The sequence below is a fragment of the Streptomyces sp. NPDC034086 genome (assembly GCF_055575515.1).
This window is the reverse complement of record NZ_JBVISM010000007.1, coordinates 259,182-274,917: the sequence shown is the minus strand read 5'-3', so window position 1 is coordinate 274,917 and position 15,736 is coordinate 259,182. Positions and strand designations below refer to the sequence as shown.

17 protein-coding genes are annotated in these 15,736 nt (G+C 73.3%); 13 read left to right on the top strand and 4 right to left on the bottom strand.

The window, feature by feature from the left end; all coding sequences use genetic code 11:
- The first annotated feature begins 2 nt into the window (after positions 1 to 2).
- Positions 3 to 1,235 (top strand): radical SAM family heme chaperone HemW, encoded by a 1,233-nt coding sequence (hemW, locus tag ACZ514_RS19170; RefSeq protein ID WP_468172275.1) that lies wholly within the window; start codon positions 3 to 5, stop codon positions 1,233 to 1,235.
- A 24-nt stretch (positions 1,236 to 1,259) separates the two neighbouring features.
- Here hemW and ACZ514_RS19165 read toward each other — a convergent pair whose 3' ends face one another.
- The 3 genes from ACZ514_RS19165 to ACZ514_RS19155 all read right to left on the bottom strand — a co-directional run bounded on the left by ACZ514_RS19165 (position 1,260) and on the right by ACZ514_RS19155 (position 3,566).
- Positions 1,260 to 1,868 carry an ADP-ribosyltransferase gene (locus tag ACZ514_RS19165; RefSeq protein ID WP_468172272.1) on the bottom strand — a complete coding sequence of 203 codons (609 nt, stop codon included), beginning with the start codon at positions 1,866 to 1,868 and terminating at the stop codon, positions 1,260 to 1,262.
- A 137-nt stretch (positions 1,869 to 2,005) separates the two neighbouring features.
- Positions 2,006 to 2,806, bottom strand: coding sequence for a DUF3097 domain-containing protein (locus ACZ514_RS19160; RefSeq protein WP_468172269.1), 801 nt, complete (start codon positions 2,804 to 2,806; stop codon positions 2,006 to 2,008).
- Between the two features lie 28 nt (positions 2,807 to 2,834).
- Positions 2,835 to 3,566 carry an MBL fold metallo-hydrolase gene (locus ACZ514_RS19155; RefSeq protein ID WP_468172266.1) on the bottom strand — a complete coding sequence of 244 codons (732 nt, stop codon included), beginning with the start codon at positions 3,564 to 3,566 and terminating at the stop codon, positions 2,835 to 2,837.
- Between the two features lie 161 nt (positions 3,567 to 3,727).
- Here ACZ514_RS19155 and hrcA point away from each other — a divergent pair, with 161 nt between their 5' ends.
- The 12 genes from hrcA (at position 3,728) to ACZ514_RS19095 (ending at position 14,351) form a co-directional block, all read left to right on the top strand.
- Positions 3,728 to 4,744: a heat-inducible transcriptional repressor HrcA gene (hrcA, locus tag ACZ514_RS19150; protein WP_468172263.1), complete on the top strand. Its 1,017-nt coding sequence runs from the start codon at positions 3,728 to 3,730 to the stop codon at positions 4,742 to 4,744.
- Entirely contained in the window at positions 4,745 to 5,884 is a 1,140-nt protein-coding gene (gene dnaJ, locus ACZ514_RS19145; protein ID WP_388938990.1) for a molecular chaperone DnaJ, read from the top strand.
- Between the two features lie 165 nt (positions 5,885 to 6,049).
- Positions 6,050 to 7,141 carry a nitronate monooxygenase gene (locus tag ACZ514_RS19140; protein WP_468172260.1) on the top strand — a complete coding sequence of 364 codons (1,092 nt, stop codon included), beginning with the start codon at positions 6,050 to 6,052 and terminating at the stop codon, positions 7,139 to 7,141.
- Positions 7,138 to 7,884 carry a 16S rRNA (uracil(1498)-N(3))-methyltransferase gene (locus ACZ514_RS19135; protein WP_468172257.1) on the top strand — a complete coding sequence of 249 codons (747 nt, stop codon included), beginning with the start codon at positions 7,138 to 7,140 and terminating at the stop codon, positions 7,882 to 7,884. The genes ACZ514_RS19140 and ACZ514_RS19135 overlap by 4 nt, the downstream gene beginning before the upstream one ends.
- 116 nt (positions 7,885 to 8,000) lie before the next feature.
- A complete protein-coding gene (locus ACZ514_RS19130; protein WP_468172254.1) occupies positions 8,001 to 8,360 on the top strand; it encodes a histidine triad nucleotide-binding protein in 360 nt (119 codons plus the stop codon).
- 3 nt (positions 8,361 to 8,363) lie between these two features.
- Positions 8,364 to 9,278 (top strand): ribonuclease Z, encoded by a 915-nt coding sequence (locus ACZ514_RS19125; RefSeq protein ID WP_469125209.1) that lies wholly within the window; start codon positions 8,364 to 8,366, stop codon positions 9,276 to 9,278.
- 162 nt (positions 9,279 to 9,440) lie between these two features.
- The gene (locus ACZ514_RS19120) at positions 9,441 to 10,532 is read left to right on the top strand and encodes a carbohydrate kinase family protein (protein WP_468700423.1); all 1,092 of its coding nucleotides are present in this window, start codon (positions 9,441 to 9,443) and stop codon (positions 10,530 to 10,532) included.
- A 156-nt stretch (positions 10,533 to 10,688) separates the two neighbouring features.
- Positions 10,689 to 11,744 (top strand): PhoH family protein, encoded by a 1,056-nt coding sequence (locus tag ACZ514_RS19115; RefSeq protein ID WP_469125208.1) that lies wholly within the window; start codon positions 10,689 to 10,691, stop codon positions 11,742 to 11,744.
- Between the two features lie 13 nt (positions 11,745 to 11,757).
- Positions 11,758 to 12,255 carry an rRNA maturation RNase YbeY gene (gene ybeY / locus ACZ514_RS19110; RefSeq protein ID WP_468172242.1) on the top strand — a complete coding sequence of 166 codons (498 nt, stop codon included), beginning with the start codon at positions 11,758 to 11,760 and terminating at the stop codon, positions 12,253 to 12,255.
- Positions 12,252 to 13,559 carry a hemolysin family protein gene (locus ACZ514_RS19105; protein ID WP_468172239.1) on the top strand — a complete coding sequence of 436 codons (1,308 nt, stop codon included), beginning with the start codon at positions 12,252 to 12,254 and terminating at the stop codon, positions 13,557 to 13,559. The genes ybeY and ACZ514_RS19105 overlap by 4 nt, the downstream gene beginning before the upstream one ends.
- Positions 13,556 to 13,909, top strand: coding sequence for an MmcQ/YjbR family DNA-binding protein (locus tag ACZ514_RS19100; RefSeq protein ID WP_468172236.1), 354 nt, complete (start codon positions 13,556 to 13,558; stop codon positions 13,907 to 13,909). The genes ACZ514_RS19105 and ACZ514_RS19100 overlap by 4 nt, the downstream gene beginning before the upstream one ends.
- A 64-nt stretch (positions 13,910 to 13,973) precedes the next feature.
- A complete protein-coding gene (locus tag ACZ514_RS19095; RefSeq protein WP_468172233.1) occupies positions 13,974 to 14,351 on the top strand; it encodes a cytidine deaminase in 378 nt (125 codons plus the stop codon).
- A gap of 58 nt (positions 14,352 to 14,409) precedes the next feature.
- Here the strand turns inward: ACZ514_RS19095 and ACZ514_RS19090 are convergent, their stop codons facing one another.
- Positions 14,410 to 15,714 (bottom strand): MFS transporter, encoded by a 1,305-nt coding sequence (locus tag ACZ514_RS19090; RefSeq protein ID WP_469125207.1) that lies wholly within the window; start codon positions 15,712 to 15,714, stop codon positions 14,410 to 14,412.
- Positions 15,715 to 15,736 lie beyond the last annotated feature (22 nt).

The following is a 15,736-nucleotide window of genomic DNA, read 5'->3' as shown; positions in this document are numbered from 1 at the left end:
TCATGCCTTCCGCACTGCCCGATGGTGAACCCATGCCCGAAGACGGCTCGCTGCCGTCGCACGCCCTGGAGGGCGCCGGGGGGCGGCCGCTGGGCTTCTACCTGCACGTCCCCTACTGCGCCACCCGCTGCGGGTACTGCGACTTCAACACCTACACCGCCACCGAGCTGCGCGGTACCGGCGGCGTGCTCGCCTCCCGGGAGAACTACGCCGACACCCTGACCGGCGAGGTCCGCCTCGCCCGCAAGGTGCTCGGCGACGACCCGCGCGCCGTGCGGACCGTCTTCGTCGGCGGCGGCACGCCCACCCTGCTGCCCGCCCGCGACCTCGTACGGATGCTCGCGGCGATCCGGGACGAGTTCGGGCTGGCCGAGGACGCCGAGGTCACCACCGAGGCCAATCCGGAGTCCGTCGACCCCGAGTACCTGGCGGAGCTGCGGGCCGGCGGCTTCAACCGGATCTCCTTCGGCATGCAGAGCGCCCGGCAGCACGTCCTGAAGGTGCTGGACCGCACCCACACCCCCGGGCGCCCCGAGGCGTGCGTCGCGGAGGCGCGGGCGGCGGGATTCGAGCACGTCAACCTCGACCTGATCTACGGCACCCCGGGAGAGTCCGACGACGACTGGCGGGCCTCGCTGGACGCCGCGCTCGGCGCGGGGCCCGACCACGTCAGCGCGTACGCCCTGATCGTCGAGGAGGGCACGCAGCTGGCCCGCCGGATCCGCCGCGGCGAGGTCCCGATGACCGACGACGACGTGCACGCCGACCGGTACCTGATCGCCGACGAGGTCATGGAGCGGGCCGGCTACTCCTGGTACGAGGTGTCGAACTGGGCGGCCTCCGAGGCCGGCCGCTGCCTGCACAACGAGCTGTACTGGCGCGGCGCCGACTGGTGGGGCGCCGGCCCGGGCGCCCACTCGCACGTCGGCGGGGTGCGCTGGTGGAACGTGAAGCACCCCGGCGCGTACGCGGCGGCCCTGGCGGAGGGGCGGTCGCCGGGCGCGGGGCGCGAGCTGCTGTCGGCGGAGGACCGGCGCGTGGAGCGGATCCTGCTGGAGCTGCGGCTGGTGGACGGCGTCCCGCTCTCGCTGCTGGCCCCCGCGGGCCTCGCGGCCTCCCGCCGCGCCCTGGCCGACGGGCTCCTGGAGGCCGGGCCGTACGGGGCCGGGCGGGCGGTGCTGACGCTGCGCGGGCGGCTGCTGGCCGACGCGGTGGTGCGGGACCTGGTCGACTGACCAGGTCCCGGCGGAGGGGCGGCGTCAGCTGGGCCAGCTGTTGCGCCAGGGCTTGTAGTGCGGGTTGTCCTGGCACTCGTCCATGATCTCGGTCTTGGAGGTCTTGTCGACCGGGCACACCGCGACGATGAAGGAGCGGTCGATGCCGCCGGGGAAGGCGACCTCCGCCTGGGAGGCGTACTTGTGGGTGTCGCCGATGGTCTGGTTGACGTCCACCCCGCCCGGGGCGTCGATGTAGTAGTTCCAGCCGCTCTTCCACCAGGTCTTGTACAGGTCGTGGTCGTAGGTCGTCGACACGTACGGGGAGGGCTGGTTGACCAGCACGTACTGCTCGATGTCGTACTGGCCGTCCAGGGGAGCCTTCGGCTTGAAGCCCTCCTCGAAGACCACCGACGGCGGACGGCCGTCGGAGCGGTAGAGCTGCTTGCAGTTGATCCGCCAGGACGGCGACGGGGTGATGCGCTCCACCACGACGGTCTTGTCCGCTGCGGCGAAGAGGTGGTCGGTCACCCGGGGACAGGAGTTCGCCGGGGCGGCGTGCGCCGTGGCCGAGGCGGAGGCGGGCGGGAGGAGGGCGGCGGCGAGCAGGGTCGCGGCGAGGACGGCGCGCTGCCGCAAGGCAAAGGTGATCATGGTGAGCACCCTTGCCCTTCGTGGCGCTCCGTACGCGCAACGTCACCCGAAGGTGGGCGAGTCGGGCCGTGCCCGACGCTTCGGGGTGCGGTGCCGGGGACCGGCGCCAGGGCCCCGCGCCCCCGGGTCGCCGTTCCTCAGGGAGCGGTGACGAAGTCGATCAGCTCCTCGACGCGCCCCAGCAGCGTCGGTTCCAGGTCCCGGTACGAGGACACCCGCGACAGGATGTGCCGCCAGGCGGCGCCCGTGTTCGCCGGCCAGCCCAGCGCGCGGCAGACGCCCGTCTTCCAGTCCTGGCCGCGCGGCACCTCGGGCCATGCCCGGATGCCCAGCACGGACGGCTTCACCGCCTGCCAGACGTCCACGTACGGGTGGCCCACGACCAGCACGTCCGGCGAGGTCACGGAGGCCGCGATCCGGGACTCCTTGGACCCCGGCACCAGGTGGTCCACCAGCACGCCGAGACGGGCGTCCGGGCCCGGGGCGAACTCCTCCACCACGGCCACCAGGTCGTCGACGCCCTCCAGGTACTCCACCACCACGCCCTCGATCCGCAGGTCGTCGCCCCACACCCGCTCGACCAGTTCCGCGTCGTGCCGCCCCTCCACGTAGATCCGCCCGGCGCGCGCCACCCGGGCCCGCGCCCCCGGGACGGCGATCGAACCGGAAGCCGTACGGGCCGGCGCGGCGGGCCCCCGCGAGGGGCGGGTCAGGGTCACCACGGCGCCGTCCAGGAGGAAGCCGCGCGGCTCCAGCGGGAAGACCCGCCGCTTGCCGAAACGGTCCTCCAGGGTCACGGTGCCCGCCTCGCACGCCACCACCGCGCCGCAGAAGTCCGTACCCGCCACCTCGACCACCAGGTCCGGGTCGGCCGGCACCTCCGGCACGGCCTTGGCGCGCTTCCACTGCGGGGTCAGGTCGGGGGAGTACTCACGCATCCGGCCGACACTAGGAGAGCCGGCGCCCTCACGCCTCCGACACGCCGAACCGGCCCGCCAGTGTGGCGCGTTGCGCACGCACGAAGTCCGCGTCCACCAGCGCTCCGTGACCCGGCACGTACACCGCGTCGTCCCCGCCCAGGGACAGCAGCCGGTCCAGGGCGGCCGGCCACTGGCCCGGCACCGCGTCCCGGCCCGCCTGGGGCTCGCCCGACTCCTCGACCAGGTCCCCGCAGAACACCGCCTCCCGCTCGCCCGGCACGAAGACCGCCAGGTCGTGCTGGGAGTGCGCGGGCCCCAGATTGGCCAGCAGCACCTGCACCCCGCCCAGCTCCAGGGTCCACTCGCCCGACACCAGGTGCCGCGGCGCCCGCAGCAGCCCGGCCGCCTCGGCGGCCTCCGCCTCCGCCAGGCCGTGCCGGACCGCGCTCGCCCGCACCTCCTCGCGGCCCGTGGGCGCCGACAGCAGCCGGTCCAGGCCGACCGCCCCGAAGGACTCGGCGCCCGCGAAGGCCGCTCCGCCCAGCACGTGGTCGAAATGTCCGTGCGTGAATGCGATATGGGTCACGCGGCGGCCCGTCAGCCGCTCCGCCTCGGCCCGCACCAGCGCCCCCTCGCGCACCGAGGACCCGGGGTCGACCAACAGCACCGACTCGTCGCCCACCACCAGCCCCACCGTGCAGTCCCACACCGGCAGCCGCCGCCGGCCGACCCGTCCGGTGACCCGTTCCCAGCCCGCCTCTTCCCAACGCACGTCCATGCGTCGACGCTACCCTGGCGGGCCGCCCTTGCCCGGGGCGTACTACCCGGCCGTACACTGACCGGGGGATGTCTGGCACTCAGACGCGCAGAGTGCCAACAAGCCAGCGCCGGCCCCCGACGGCCAGACCGACGACCGACCCGCATCCGGAGGTGTGCGCGATGCTCAGTGAACGCAGACTCGAGGTATTGCGCGCCATCGTCCAGGACTACGTGGGGACGGAGGAGCCCGTCGGCTCCAAGGCCCTCACCGAACGGCACCGGCTGGGCGTCTCGCCCGCCACCGTCCGCAACGACATGGCCGTGCTGGAGGAGGAGGGCTACATCGCCCAGCCCCACACCAGCGCCGGCCGGATCCCCACGGACAAGGGCTACCGGCTCTTCGTCGACAAGCTCGCGGGCGTCAAGCCGCTGTCGAGCCCCGAGCGCCGGGCCATCCAGAACTTCCTCGACGGCGCCGTCGACCTCGACGACGTGGTCGGGCGCACGGTGCGGCTGCTCGCGCAGCTCACCCGCCAGGTCGCCGTCGTCCAGTACCCGTCGCTGACCCGCTCCACCGTGCGGCACGTCGAGCTGTTGTCGCTGGCCCCGGCCCGGCTGATGCTCGTACTGATCACCGACACGGGGCGCGTCGAGCAGCGCATGGTCGACACCCAGACGCCCTTCGGCGAGAACTCCCTCGCCGATCTGCGGGCGCGGCTCAACAGCAGGGTCGTGGGCCGCCGGTTCACCGACGTCCCGCAGCTGGTGCAGGACCTTCCGGAGTCGTTCGAGATGGAGGACCGGGCGACCGTCACGGCCGTCCTCGCGACCCTTCTCGAAACGCTGGCCGAGGAGGCGGAGGAGCGGCTGATGATTGGCGGCACCGCCAACCTCACTCGCTTCGGACATGACTTCCCCTTGACGATCAGGCCGGTGCTGGAAGCGCTCGAGGAGCACGTGGTGCTCCTCAAGCTGCTCGGCGAGGCCGGAGAGTCGGGAATGGCCGTACGGATCGGGCACGAGAACGCCTACGAGGGGCTCAACTCCACGTCGGTCGTGTCCGTCGGCTACGGTTCGGGCGGCGAAGCAGTCGCCAAACTCGGCGTGGTCGGACCGACCCGCATGGACTACCCCGGAACGATGGGAGCGGTACGCGCAGTGGCACGTTACGTCGGACAGATCCTGGCGGAGTCGTAAGTGGCCACGGACTACTACGCCGTACTCGGCGTGCGCCGCGACGCATCGCAGGACGAGATCAAGAAGGCCTTCCGCCGCCTCGCCCGTGAACTCCACCCGGACGTGAACCCGGACCCGAAGACGCAGGAGCGCTTCAAGGAGATCAACGCGGCCTACGAGGTCCTCTCGGACCCGCAGAAGAAGCAGGTCTACGACCTCGGCGGCGATCCGCTGTCCTCCTCGGGCGGCGGTGGCGGCGCGGGCGGCTTCGGAGCGGGCGGCTTCGGCAACTTCTCCGACATCATGGACGCCTTCTTCGGCCAGACCTCGCAGCGCGGCCCGCGCTCGCGGACCCGCCGCGGCCAGGACGCCATGATCCGCCTGGACCTGGAACTGGACGAGGCCGCCTTCGGCACGACCAAGGACATCCAGGTCGACACGGCCGTCGTCTGCGGCACCTGCACCGGCGAGGGCGCCGCCCCCGGCACCTCGGCGCAGACCTGTGACATGTGCCGCGGCCGCGGCGAGGTCTCCCAGGTCACCCGGTCCTTCCTCGGCCAGGTCATGACCTCGCGCCCCTGCCCGCAGTGCCAGGGCTTCGGCACCGTGGTCCCGACCCCGTGCCCCGAGTGCGCGGGCGACGGCCGGGTCCGCTCCCGCCGCAGCCTCACCGTCAAGATCCCCGCCGGTGTCGAGAACGGCACCCGGATCCAGCTCGCGGGCGAGGGCGAGGTCGGCCCCGGCGGCGGCCCCGCCGGCGACCTCTACGTGGAGATCCACGAGCTGCCGCACCCGACCTTCCAGCGGCGCCAGGACGACCTGCACTGCACGGTCACCATCCCCATGACGGCCGCGGCCCTGGGCACCAAGTGCCCGCTGGAGACGCTGGACGGCATGGAGGAGATCGACATCCGGCCCGGCACCCAGTCCGGGCAGGCCATCCCGCTGCACGGGCGCGGCGTCACCCACCTGCGCGGCGGCGGCCGGGGCGACCTGATCGTCCACGTCGAGGTCACCACCCCCGGCAAGCTCGACGCCCAGCAGGAGGAGCTGCTGCGCCAGCTCGCCAAGCTGCGCGGCGAGGAGCGGCCGATGGGGCAGTTCGCCCCCGGCCAGCAGGGCCTCTTCAGCCGCCTGAAGGACGCGTTCAACGGCCGCTGAGGCCTCCGGGAACCCGTACGCGGCCCGGTCCGGGGACACCCCGGGCCGGGCTCCGTGCTTCCCGGAACACGGCACGCGTCGATTCCCGGACACCGCCGGGGAACGGACTATGCCAGGCGGAAGCGACGGTTCGGCGCGGTGCCCGGGACGTGGCACGATGCGTCCATGTCCTCCGCGCCGAACGGTCTCCACCCGTACCCGATCGTGCAGGCTCCCATGGCGGGCGGCGCCTCCTGCCCGCCGCTCGTCGCCGCCGTGTGCGAGGCCGGCGGGCTCGGCTACCTCGCCGGCGGGTACAAGACCGCCGACGGCATGTACCAGGAGATCAAGCGGACCCGCGGCCTGACCCGGCGGCCCTTCGGCGTCAACCTCTGCATGCCGCAGACCGGCTACGTCGACCCGGCCGCCGTCGAGACCTACCGCGGGCAGCTGGCCGGCGAGGCCGGCTGGTACGCGGTCTCGCTCGCCGCGGAGGACATCATCGGCACCGGCGACGACGGCTACGAGGCCAAGCTCGCCATCCTGCTGGAGGACCCCGTCCCGGTGGTGTCCTTCACCTTCGGCACCCCCGCGCCCGAGGTCCTGGAGCGGCTGCGCCGGGCCGGCACGCACACCGTCGTCACCGTCACCTCGGCCGACGAGGCCCGTACCGCGCAGGCGGCCGGCGCCGGCGCCGTCTGCGTCCAGGGGATCGAGGCGGGCGGCCACCAGGGCACCCATCGCGACGACCCGCAGACCGACGGCACGGCCGGCGTCGGCCTGCTCGCGCTGGTCGCGCAGGTACGCGAGGCCGTGGCCCTGCCCATCACCGCCGCGGGCGGACTCATGCGGGGCGCGCAGATCGCGGCGGTGCTCGCGGCCGGCGCGGAGTCGGCGCAGCTCGGCACGGCCTTCCTGGCGTGCCCGGAGTCGGGCGCGCACCCGCTGCACAAGCGGGCGCTGACCGACCCGATGTTCGCCCACACGGAACTGACCCGGGCCTTCTCCGGCCGGCCCGCGCGGGGCCTGGTCAACCGCTTCATGCGGGAGCACGGGCCGTACGCCCCGGCCGCCTACCCCCAGGTCCACGACATGACCTCGGGCCTGCGCAAGGCCGCCGCCGCGGCGGGGGACCCGCAGGGCATGTCCCTGTGGGCCGGGCAGGGGCACCGGCTGGCCCGGGCGCTGCCGGCCGGGGAGCTGGTGGAGGTGCTGGTGGCCGAACTGGCCGAGGCGCAGAACGCGTTGAAGGTATTGCAGATGAGGAGAGCGTCATGACGGCCCCCGTGTTCGTGGTCGAAGAGGTTCCGGCGGGGCCGGAGTTCGTGCTGGAGGGCCCCGAGGGCCGGCACGCGGTGTCCGTGAAGCGGCTGAACCCGGGCGAGGACGTGGTCCTCACCGACGGGCGCGGCCGGTGGACGGAAGGCGTGGTCAAGGCGGCGGAGGGCAAGGACCGCCTGGTCGTCATGGACCTGGAGTCCGTGCACGAGGAGCCGGAGCCCGACGTGCGGATCACCGTGGTGCAGGCCCTGCCCAAGGGCGACCGGGGCGAGGTGGCCGTCGAGACGATGACGGAGACCGGCGTCGACGCCATCGTGCCGTGGCAGGCCTCCCGGTGCATCACCCAGTGGCGCGGTGACCGGGGAGCGAAGTCCCTGGCCAAGTGGCGTTCGACGGCCCGGGAGTCGGGCAAGCAGTCGCGCCGGGTCCGCTTCCCGGAGGTGGCCGAGGCGATGTCCACGAAGCAGGTGGCCGCGCTGCTGGAGCGGGCCGACCTGGCGGTGGTGCTGCACGAGGACCGCGACGCCCCCTCGGCGGCGCTGGCCACGGTTCCGCTGCCGGAGAAGGGGTCCGTGGTGCTGGTGGTCGGCCCCGAGGGCGGGGTCTCGCCGGAGGAGCTGGCCGCCTTCGCCGCGGCCGGGGCGCTGCCGTACCGGCTGGGCCCCTCGGTGCTGCGCACGTCGACCGCCGGCACGGCGGCGACGGCGGTGCTGCTGGCGCGCACGGGGCGCTGGTCGTAGCGGGCCGCCCGGGGCGGTCCGGGCGGCGGGCGGCGCACGGGCGCCGCACCGCCCCCGGGCGGCGGGGCCGGCCCGGTAGCATGCCCCGACCGATCAACGTCACGGGAGGCGCAGCAATGGCCGGGGAACCGCAGGCGGACTGCCTGTTCTGCAAGATCGTCGCGGGGTCCGTCCCGGCGACGCTGGTCCGCGAGAGCGAAACGACCGTCGCCTTCCGGGACATCAACCCGCAGGCGCCTACCCACGTGCTCGTGATCCCCAAGGCGCACTACCCCGACGCGGCCTCCCTCGCCGCCGCCGAGCCGGGCGTGATCGCCGACATACTGCGTGAGGCCGGGGAGATCGCCGCCGAGGAGGAGATCGCCGACAGCGGCTACCGGGTGGTGTTCAACACCGGCGCCGGCGCGGGCCAGACCGTCTTCCACGCGCACCTGCACGTCCTCGGGGGCCGCGGCCTCCAGTGGCCGCCCGGATAAGCCGTGTCCGTACGCGAGTTCGTGGTCCTGGGCACCGCCAGCCAGGTCCCCACCCGGCACCGCAACCACAACGGCTACCTGCTGCGCTGGGACGGCGAGGGCATCCTCTTCGACCCGGGCGAGGGCACGCAGCGCCAGATGCTGCGGGCCGGGGTCGCGGCGCACGACATCGACCGGATCTGCGTCACGCACTTCCACGGCGACCACAGCCTCGGCCTGGCCGGGGTGATCCAGCGGATCAACCTCGACCAGGTCCCGCACCCAGTGACGGCGCACTACCCGGCCTCGGGGCAGAAGTTCTTCGACCGGCTGCGGTACGCCACCGCCTACCGGGAGACCGTACGGCTCCTGGAGGAGCCGGTCGCCTCGGACGGGGTGCTCGCGCGCGGGCCCTCGTACGTCCTGGAGGCGCGGCGGCTCTCGCACCCGGTGGAGTCCTTCGGCTACCGGGTGACCGAGCCGGACGGACGCCGGATGGTCCCCGCGCTGCTCGCGCGGCACGGGATCAAGGGCCCCGACGTCGGCCGGATCCAGCGCGAGGGGCGGCTGGAGGGCCCCGAGGGCGAGGTCACGCTGGAGGCCGTCAGCGAGCACCGGGCGGGGCAGCGGTTCGCCTTCGTCATGGACACCCGGCTCTGCGAGGGCGTGGACGCGCTGGCGGAGGGCTGCGACATGCTGGTCATCGAGTCGACCTTCCTCGACGCGGACGTCCGGCTGGCCACCGACCACGGCCACCTCACCGCCGGACAGGCGGCGCGGGTGGCGCGGGACGCGGGCGTACGGCACCTGGTGCTGACGCACTTCTCGCAGCGGTACGCGGATCCGGTGGATTTCGAACGCGAGGCCCGCGCGGCGGGGTTCGAGGGGGAGCTGACGATCGCGGCGGACCTGGGACGGGTGGCCCTGCCCAAGCGGTAGGAGGAACGCCGGGTGGGGGTGTTCCTCCAGTGACGCTGGGGGCGGAGGAGAGCAGGGCTCCGGTGACGTGCGTCACACTGGGTTTCGGTCCTGCCCGGCCCGGGCAGGACCTGCAGTTTTCCAGCCCGCTCGCAGAAACGACACTTCACCGGGGAGCACACCGTGACCAGTCGGGACAGCCGCATCACCCTCGACCCGCTCGGACCGGTGCGCGATCCGCAGGAGCCCGGCTGTGACGTCTTCCTGACCGGCACGGTCTTCCTCGACATCATCTTCACCGGCCTCGACTCGGCGCCCGTGCGCGGTACCGAGTCCTGGGCGCGCGGCATGGGCTCCAGCCCCGGCGGCGTCGCCAACATGGCCACCGCCCTCGCCCGGCTGGGCCTGCGCACCTCGCTGGCCGCCGCCTTCGGCGACGACCACTACGGCGAGTACTGCTGGGACGCCCTCGAGCAGGGCGAGGGCATCGACCTTTCCATGTCGCGCACCATCCCCGGCTGGCACAGCCCCGTCACGGTCTCCATGGCGTACGAGGGCGAGCGCACCATGGTCTCCCACGGCCACGAGGCACCGCCCCCGGCGGGGCCCGGCCCCTTCCCCTGGTGCCCGCCGAAGGCGCGCGCGGCGGTGGCCTCCCTCGGCGCCGGGCGGACGGAGGACTGGATCTCGGAGGCGGCCCGCCGGGGCTCGAGGATCTTCGCGGACGTCGGCTGGGACGAGACCGGGCGGTGGGACCTGGGCGCGCTAGCCGACCTCCGGCACTGCGAGGCGTTCCTGCCGAACGCGGGAGAGGCGATGCGCTACACCCGGACCGAGTGTCCGCGCAGGGCGGCCCGGGCCCTCGCGGAGAAGGTCCCGGTCGCGGTGGTGACCATGGGCTCGGAGGGCTCGTACGCGGTCGACAGCCGCACCGGGGAGACGGCGGAGGCCCCCGCGATCCCGGTGGACGCCCTGGACCCGACCGGCGCGGGCGACGTGTACGTGGCCGGCTTCGTCACGGGCAGCCTGGCGGGGTGGCCGCTCGCCGACCGGCTGGCCTTCGCCGGGCTGACCGCCGCCCTCTCGGTGCAGGAGTTCGGCGGTTCCCTCTCCGCCCCCGGCTGGCCCGAGGTGGCCCACTGGTGGCGCACCGCCCCCGACGCCCTGCGGGACCGCTACGCCTTCCTGGACGCCCTCGTCCCCCCGGGCGCCGCCCCGTGCTCCCGCCGCCGGGCGGTCCCGACCATCGGCTTCCGGCACCCCGTCCAGGGGTGAACGACCCCGCGGGGTCGATACACCCGGGCAGATGTCCCGGCCCGCCCGGAAAACCCCTCGGGCTTGCCCGGGGGTGGACGTACCCTTGGTATTCCGGAGGTCGACGATCGGCGCGGCCCCTCAGCGGGAGGTATGCGCAGGCCACAGTGCCGGCCCATGACTCAGACACCGACAGCCCACACCCCGGCGCAGGGCCAGGCGCGCGCCCACTTCACGGTCCCGGCGACGCACCCGATGGTGACCGTGCTCGGCTCGGGCGACGCCCTGCTGCGCGTGATCGAGAAGGCTTTCCCGAAGGCCGACATCCATGTTCGGGGCAATCAGGTCAGCGCGGTCGGGGCGGCGGCGGAAGTCGCCCTGATCCAGCGCCTGTTCGACGAGATGATGCTGGTGCTCCGCACCGGGCCACCGATGACGGAGGACGCAGTGGAACGCTCGATCGCCATGCTCAAGGCGAACGGCAGCGAGGGCGGTGACCCGGAGACCCCCGCCGAGGTGCTCACGCAGAACATCCTCTCCAACCGCGGCCGGACCATCCGCCCCAAGACCCTCAACCAGAAGCGGTACGTCGACGCGATCGACAAGCACACGATCGTCTTCGGCATCGGGCCCGCCGGTACCGGCAAGACCTACCTCGCGATGGCGAAGGCCGTCCAGGCGCTGCTGTCCAAGCAGGTCAGCCGGATCATCCTGACCCGCCCCGCCGTCGAGGCGGGCGAGCGGCTCGGCTTCCTCCCGGGCACGCTGTTCGACAAGATCGACCCGTACCTGCGCCCGCTCTACGACGCCCTGCACGACATGATCGACCCGGATTCGATCCCCCGGCTGATGGCCGCCGGCACCATCGAGGTCGCGCCCCTGGCCTACATGAGGGGCAGGACCCTCAACGACGCCTTCGTCGTCCTCGACGAGGCGCAGAACACCACCGTCGAGCAGATGAAGATGTTCCTGACCCGCCTCGGCTTCGATTCGAAGATCGTCGTCACCGGTGACATCACCCAGATCGACCTGCCGGGCGGGGCCAGGAGCGGTCTGCGGCAGGTCCAGGACATCCTCGAAGGGGTGCCGGACATCCACTTCTCGCGGCTCACGTCCGAGGATGTCGTCCGGCACAAGCTGGTCGGCCGTATCGTCGACGCGTACGAGAAGTACGACGACAGCCAGGCGGCCCGGGAGACCGGTCCGGCCCGGAACGGCAACCAGCGGAAGTAGAACCCAGCGCACCATGTCGATCGACGTCAACAACGAGTCCGGAACCGAGGTCGACGAGCAGGCGATCCTCGACATCGCCCGCTACGCGCTCACCCGGATGAGGATCCACCCGCTGTCCGAGCTCTCCGTCATCGTCATCGACGAGGACGCCATGGAGCAGCTCCACATCCAGTGGATGGACCTCCCCGGACCGACCGACGTCATGTCCTTCCCGATGGACGAGCTGCGTCCGCCGGCGAAGGACGACGAGGAGCCCCCGCAGGGGCTCCTCGGCGACATCGTGCTCTGCCCCGAGGTGGCCAGGAAGCAGGGCGACGAGGCGCCCACGCGGCACTCCATGGACGAGGAACTCCAGCTCCTGACCGTCCACGGGGTGCTGCACCTGCTCGGGTACGACCACGAGGAGCCGGACGAGAAGGCCGAGATGTTCGGCCTCCAGGCGGCCATCGTCGACGGCTGGCGCGCCGAGCGCGGCCTGACCGGTCCCTCGCCGGCCCCCACCGTCTCGTGACCGGCGCCGCCCAGCTGATCACCGGGGCGGTGCTGCTGACCGTGGTGGCCTGGTTCGCGGCGTGCGCCGAGTCCGGGATCGCCCGCGTCTCCAGCTTCCGCGCCGAGCAGGCCGTACGGGAGGGCCGGCGCGGCAGCGCGAAGCTCGCCCAGGTCGCCGGCGACCCCACCCGGTACGTCAACGTGGCCCTGCTGGTGCGGGTGACCTGCGAGATGGCGGCGGGCGTGCTCGTCACGTACGTCTGCCTCGACGAGTTCGGCGAGAACTGGACGGCGCTGCTCGTCGCCATCGCCGTGATGGTGCTGGTGTCCTTCGTGGCGGTGGGCGTCTCCCCCCGCACCATCGGCCGCCAGCACCCGCTGAACACCGCGACGGCGGCCGCGTACGTCCTCGTGCCGCTGGCGCGGGTCATGGGCCCGGTCCCGCAGCTCCTGATCCTGATCGGCAACGCGCTCACCCCCGGCAAGGGCTTCCGCAAGGGGCCCTTCGCCTCCGAGGCCGAACTGCGCGCCATGGTGGACCTCGCGGAGAAGGAGTCGCTGATCGAGGACGACGAGCGCCGGATGGTGCACCAGGTCTTCGAGCTGGGCGACACCCTCGTGCGCGAGGTGATGGTGCCCCGCACCGACCTGGTGTGCATCGAGCGCTACAAGACGATCCGGCAGGCGACGACGCTCGCGCTGCGCTCCGGCTTCTCGCGGATCCCCGTCACCGGGGAGAACGAGGACGACATCGTCGGCATCGTGTACCTGAAGGACCTCGTCCGCAGGACGCACATCAACCGGGACGCCGAGTCCGACCTGGTCTCCACGGTGATGCGGCCGGCAGTCTTCGTACCCGACACGAAGAACGCGGGGGACCTGCTGCGCGAGATGCAGTCGGTGCGCAACCACGTGGCCGTCGTCATCGACGAGTACGGCGGCACCGCCGGCATCGTCACCATCGAGGACATCCTCGAGGAGATCGTCGGCGAGATCACCGACGAGTACGACCGGGAGATCCCGCCCGTGGAGGAGCTGGGCGAGGACCGCTACCGGGTCACGGCGCGGCTCGACATCACCGACCTCGGAGAGCTGTTCGGGGCCCTGGCCTTCGACGACGAGGACGTGGAGACGGTCGGCGGGCTGCTGGCGAAGGCGCTGGGCCGGGTCCCGATCGCGGGCGCCTCGGCGGTGGTGGACCTGCCGGACGGGCGTCCGCTGAAGCTGACGGCGGAGTCCCCGGCGGGACGCCGGAACAAGATCGTCACGGTGCTGGTGGAGCCGGTGGCCGCGGCGGAGGCCGAAGAGGTGGAGGCGGAGTGACCCCCGCGGAGCTGCGCGCGTTCTGCCTGGGCTTCAACGCGGCCGTGGAGGAGTTCCCCTTCACCCCGGAGACCTCGGTGTTCAAGGTGCTGGGCAAGGTGTTCGCGCTGACCGCGCTGGACGCCGAACCGCTGAAGGTCAACCTCAAGTGCGAGCCGGAGGCGGCCGTGCGGCTCCGGGCCGAGCACGCGGCGATCGTCCCGGGCTGGCACATGAACAAGCGGCACTGGAACACCGTGACGGTGGACGGTCTGCCGGACGCGCTGGTGCGGGAGCTGGTCGAGGACTCGTACGACCTGGTCGTGGCCGGGCTGCCGAAGGCGGAGCGGCTGCGGCTCGACCGGCCGTGACGCGAACCCGCACGGAGGGGCCGCCCCGGCGGGGCCGTCGCGGGGCTCCGCCGGGACGCTCCCTATGCTGTCGCCCATGAGCGAGAGCACCGTGGGCAACGGCATCGACCCCGAGGACAGCAAGATCATCACCCTGGCGCGCAGCGCCCGGGCCCGCAACGGAGTCCCGGAAGGGGCGGCCGTACGGGACGAGACCGGCCGTACGTACGTCGCTGGCACCGTGGAGCTCGACTCCCTCAGGCTGAGCGCCCTCCAGACGGCCGTCGCCATGGCCGTGGCCAGCGGTGCGCGCTCCCTGGAGGCCGCGGCCGTGGTCAGCGCGGCCGACGCCCCCGCCGAAGCCGACCGCGCGGCGGTCCGCGACCTGGGCGGCCCCGCCACCCCGGTCCTGCTGGCCGGCCCGGACGGCACCCTGAAGTCCACCACCCCCGCCGGAGCCTGACCCCCTGCGCCCCCGGCCCGGCCCCCGCCGCCCGGCGGGGTCCGGGCGCGCGGACCGCTCACGCGGCCGCCGCGGCCGGCCCGTCCGCCCGGCGGCGGATGACCACCGCCATCAGCGCGGCCACCGCGCACAGGCCGCCCGCGGCGTACCAGACCAGGTCGTACGAGCCGAGGGCGTCGCGCGCCACCCCGCCGAGGAAGGCCACCAGGGCGGCGCCCACCTGGTGCGAGGCCAGGACCCAGCCGAAGACGACCGCGCCGTCCTGCCCGTAGTGCTCCCGGCACAGGGCGATGGTCGGCGGGACGGTGGCGACCCAGTCCAGGCCGTAGAAGACGATGAAGAACACCATCGGCGGGTGCACGGCCGGCGCCAGCAGCATCGGCAGGAACATCAGGGACACCCCGCGCAGGGCGTAGTAGACGGCGAGCAGCCGGCGCGCCTCGAAGCGGTCGGTGAACCAGCCGGAGGCGATGGTGCCGAGCACGTCGAACACGCCGATCACCGCGAGCAGTCCGGCGGCGGCCGTCACCGGCATGCCGTGGTCGTGGGCGGCCGGAGCGAAGTGCGTCCGCACCAGCCCGTTGGTGGATGCCCCGCAGATCGCGAAGGTGCCCGCCAGCAGCCAGAACGGGCCGGTGCGGGCCGCCCGCCCGAGCACGGCCACGGCCCGGCGGGCCGCCCCCGGCACGGGCGCGGGCCTGGGCTCGTACGTGCCCCCGTACGGGGCGAGTCCCACGTCGGCCGGGTGGTCGCGCAGCAGCAGCCAGACGAAGGGGACGACGGCCAGGGCCGCGAGCGCCACCGTGACCGAGGCCGGGCGCCAGCCGTGGTTCTCCACCAGCCAGGACAGCAGGGGCAGGAAGACCAGCTGCCCCGAGGCGCCCGCCGCGGTCAGGATCCCGGTGACGAGCCCGCGCCGGGCGGTGAACCAGCGGTTGGTCACCGTCGCCGCGAAGGCCAGCGCCATCGAACCGCTGCCCAGGCCCACCAGCACGCCCCAGCACAGCACCAGCTGCCAGGCCGCCGTCATCCACACCGTGGCCAGGGAGCCGCCCGCGATGACGGTCAGGGCCACCGCGACGACCCTGCGGATGCCGAAACGGTCCATCAGCGCGGCGGCGAAGGGGGCCGTGAGCCCGTAGAGGGCCAGGTTGACCGAGACCGCGAAGCCGATCGTGCCGCGCGACCAGTCGAACTCCTCGTGCAAGGGCTCGATGAGCAGTCCGGGGAGGGAGGCGAAGGCGGCCGCGCCGGTGATCGTCACGAAGGCCACGGCCGCGGCGAACCAGGCCCGGTGGATGCGTCCCGGGCGGCGCGGCGCCGGCGCGGCGGCGGTGGAGGAGGAAGGGGCTGTCTGCGTCACGCCGACAGCTTCCGGCCGGGGG

What these genes read in the sequence shown, in the direction of transcription:
- ACZ514_RS19165 (WP_468172272.1), bottom strand. Translation starts at nt 1,868, where the DNA reads ATGATCACCTTTGCCTTGCGGCAGCGCGCCGTCCTCGCCGCGACCCTG.
- ybeY (WP_468172242.1), top strand. Translation starts at nt 11,758, where the DNA reads ATGTCGATCGACGTCAACAACGAGTCCGGAACCGAGGTCGACGAGCAG.
- hrcA (WP_468172263.1), top strand. Translation starts at nt 3,728, where the DNA reads ATGCTCAGTGAACGCAGACTCGAGGTATTGCGCGCCATCGTCCAGGAC.
- ACZ514_RS19140 (WP_468172260.1), top strand. Translation starts at nt 6,050, where the DNA reads ATGTCCTCCGCGCCGAACGGTCTCCACCCGTACCCGATCGTGCAGGCT.
- ACZ514_RS19160 (WP_468172269.1), bottom strand. Translation starts at nt 2,806, where the DNA reads ATGCGTGAGTACTCCCCCGACCTGACCCCGCAGTGGAAGCGCGCCAAG.
- ACZ514_RS19155 (WP_468172266.1), bottom strand. Translation starts at nt 3,566, where the DNA reads ATGGACGTGCGTTGGGAAGAGGCGGGCTGGGAACGGGTCACCGGACGG.
- hemW (WP_468172275.1), top strand. Translation starts at nt 3, where the DNA reads ATGCCTTCCGCACTGCCCGATGGTGAACCCATGCCCGAAGACGGCTCG.
- ACZ514_RS19095 (WP_468172233.1), top strand. Translation starts at nt 13,974, where the DNA reads ATGCTGTCGCCCATGAGCGAGAGCACCGTGGGCAACGGCATCGACCCC.
- ACZ514_RS19115 (WP_469125208.1), top strand. Translation starts at nt 10,689, where the DNA reads ATGACTCAGACACCGACAGCCCACACCCCGGCGCAGGGCCAGGCGCGC.
- ACZ514_RS19135 (WP_468172257.1), top strand. Translation starts at nt 7,138, where the DNA reads ATGACGGCCCCCGTGTTCGTGGTCGAAGAGGTTCCGGCGGGGCCGGAG.
- ACZ514_RS19130 (WP_468172254.1), top strand. Translation starts at nt 8,001, where the DNA reads ATGGCCGGGGAACCGCAGGCGGACTGCCTGTTCTGCAAGATCGTCGCG.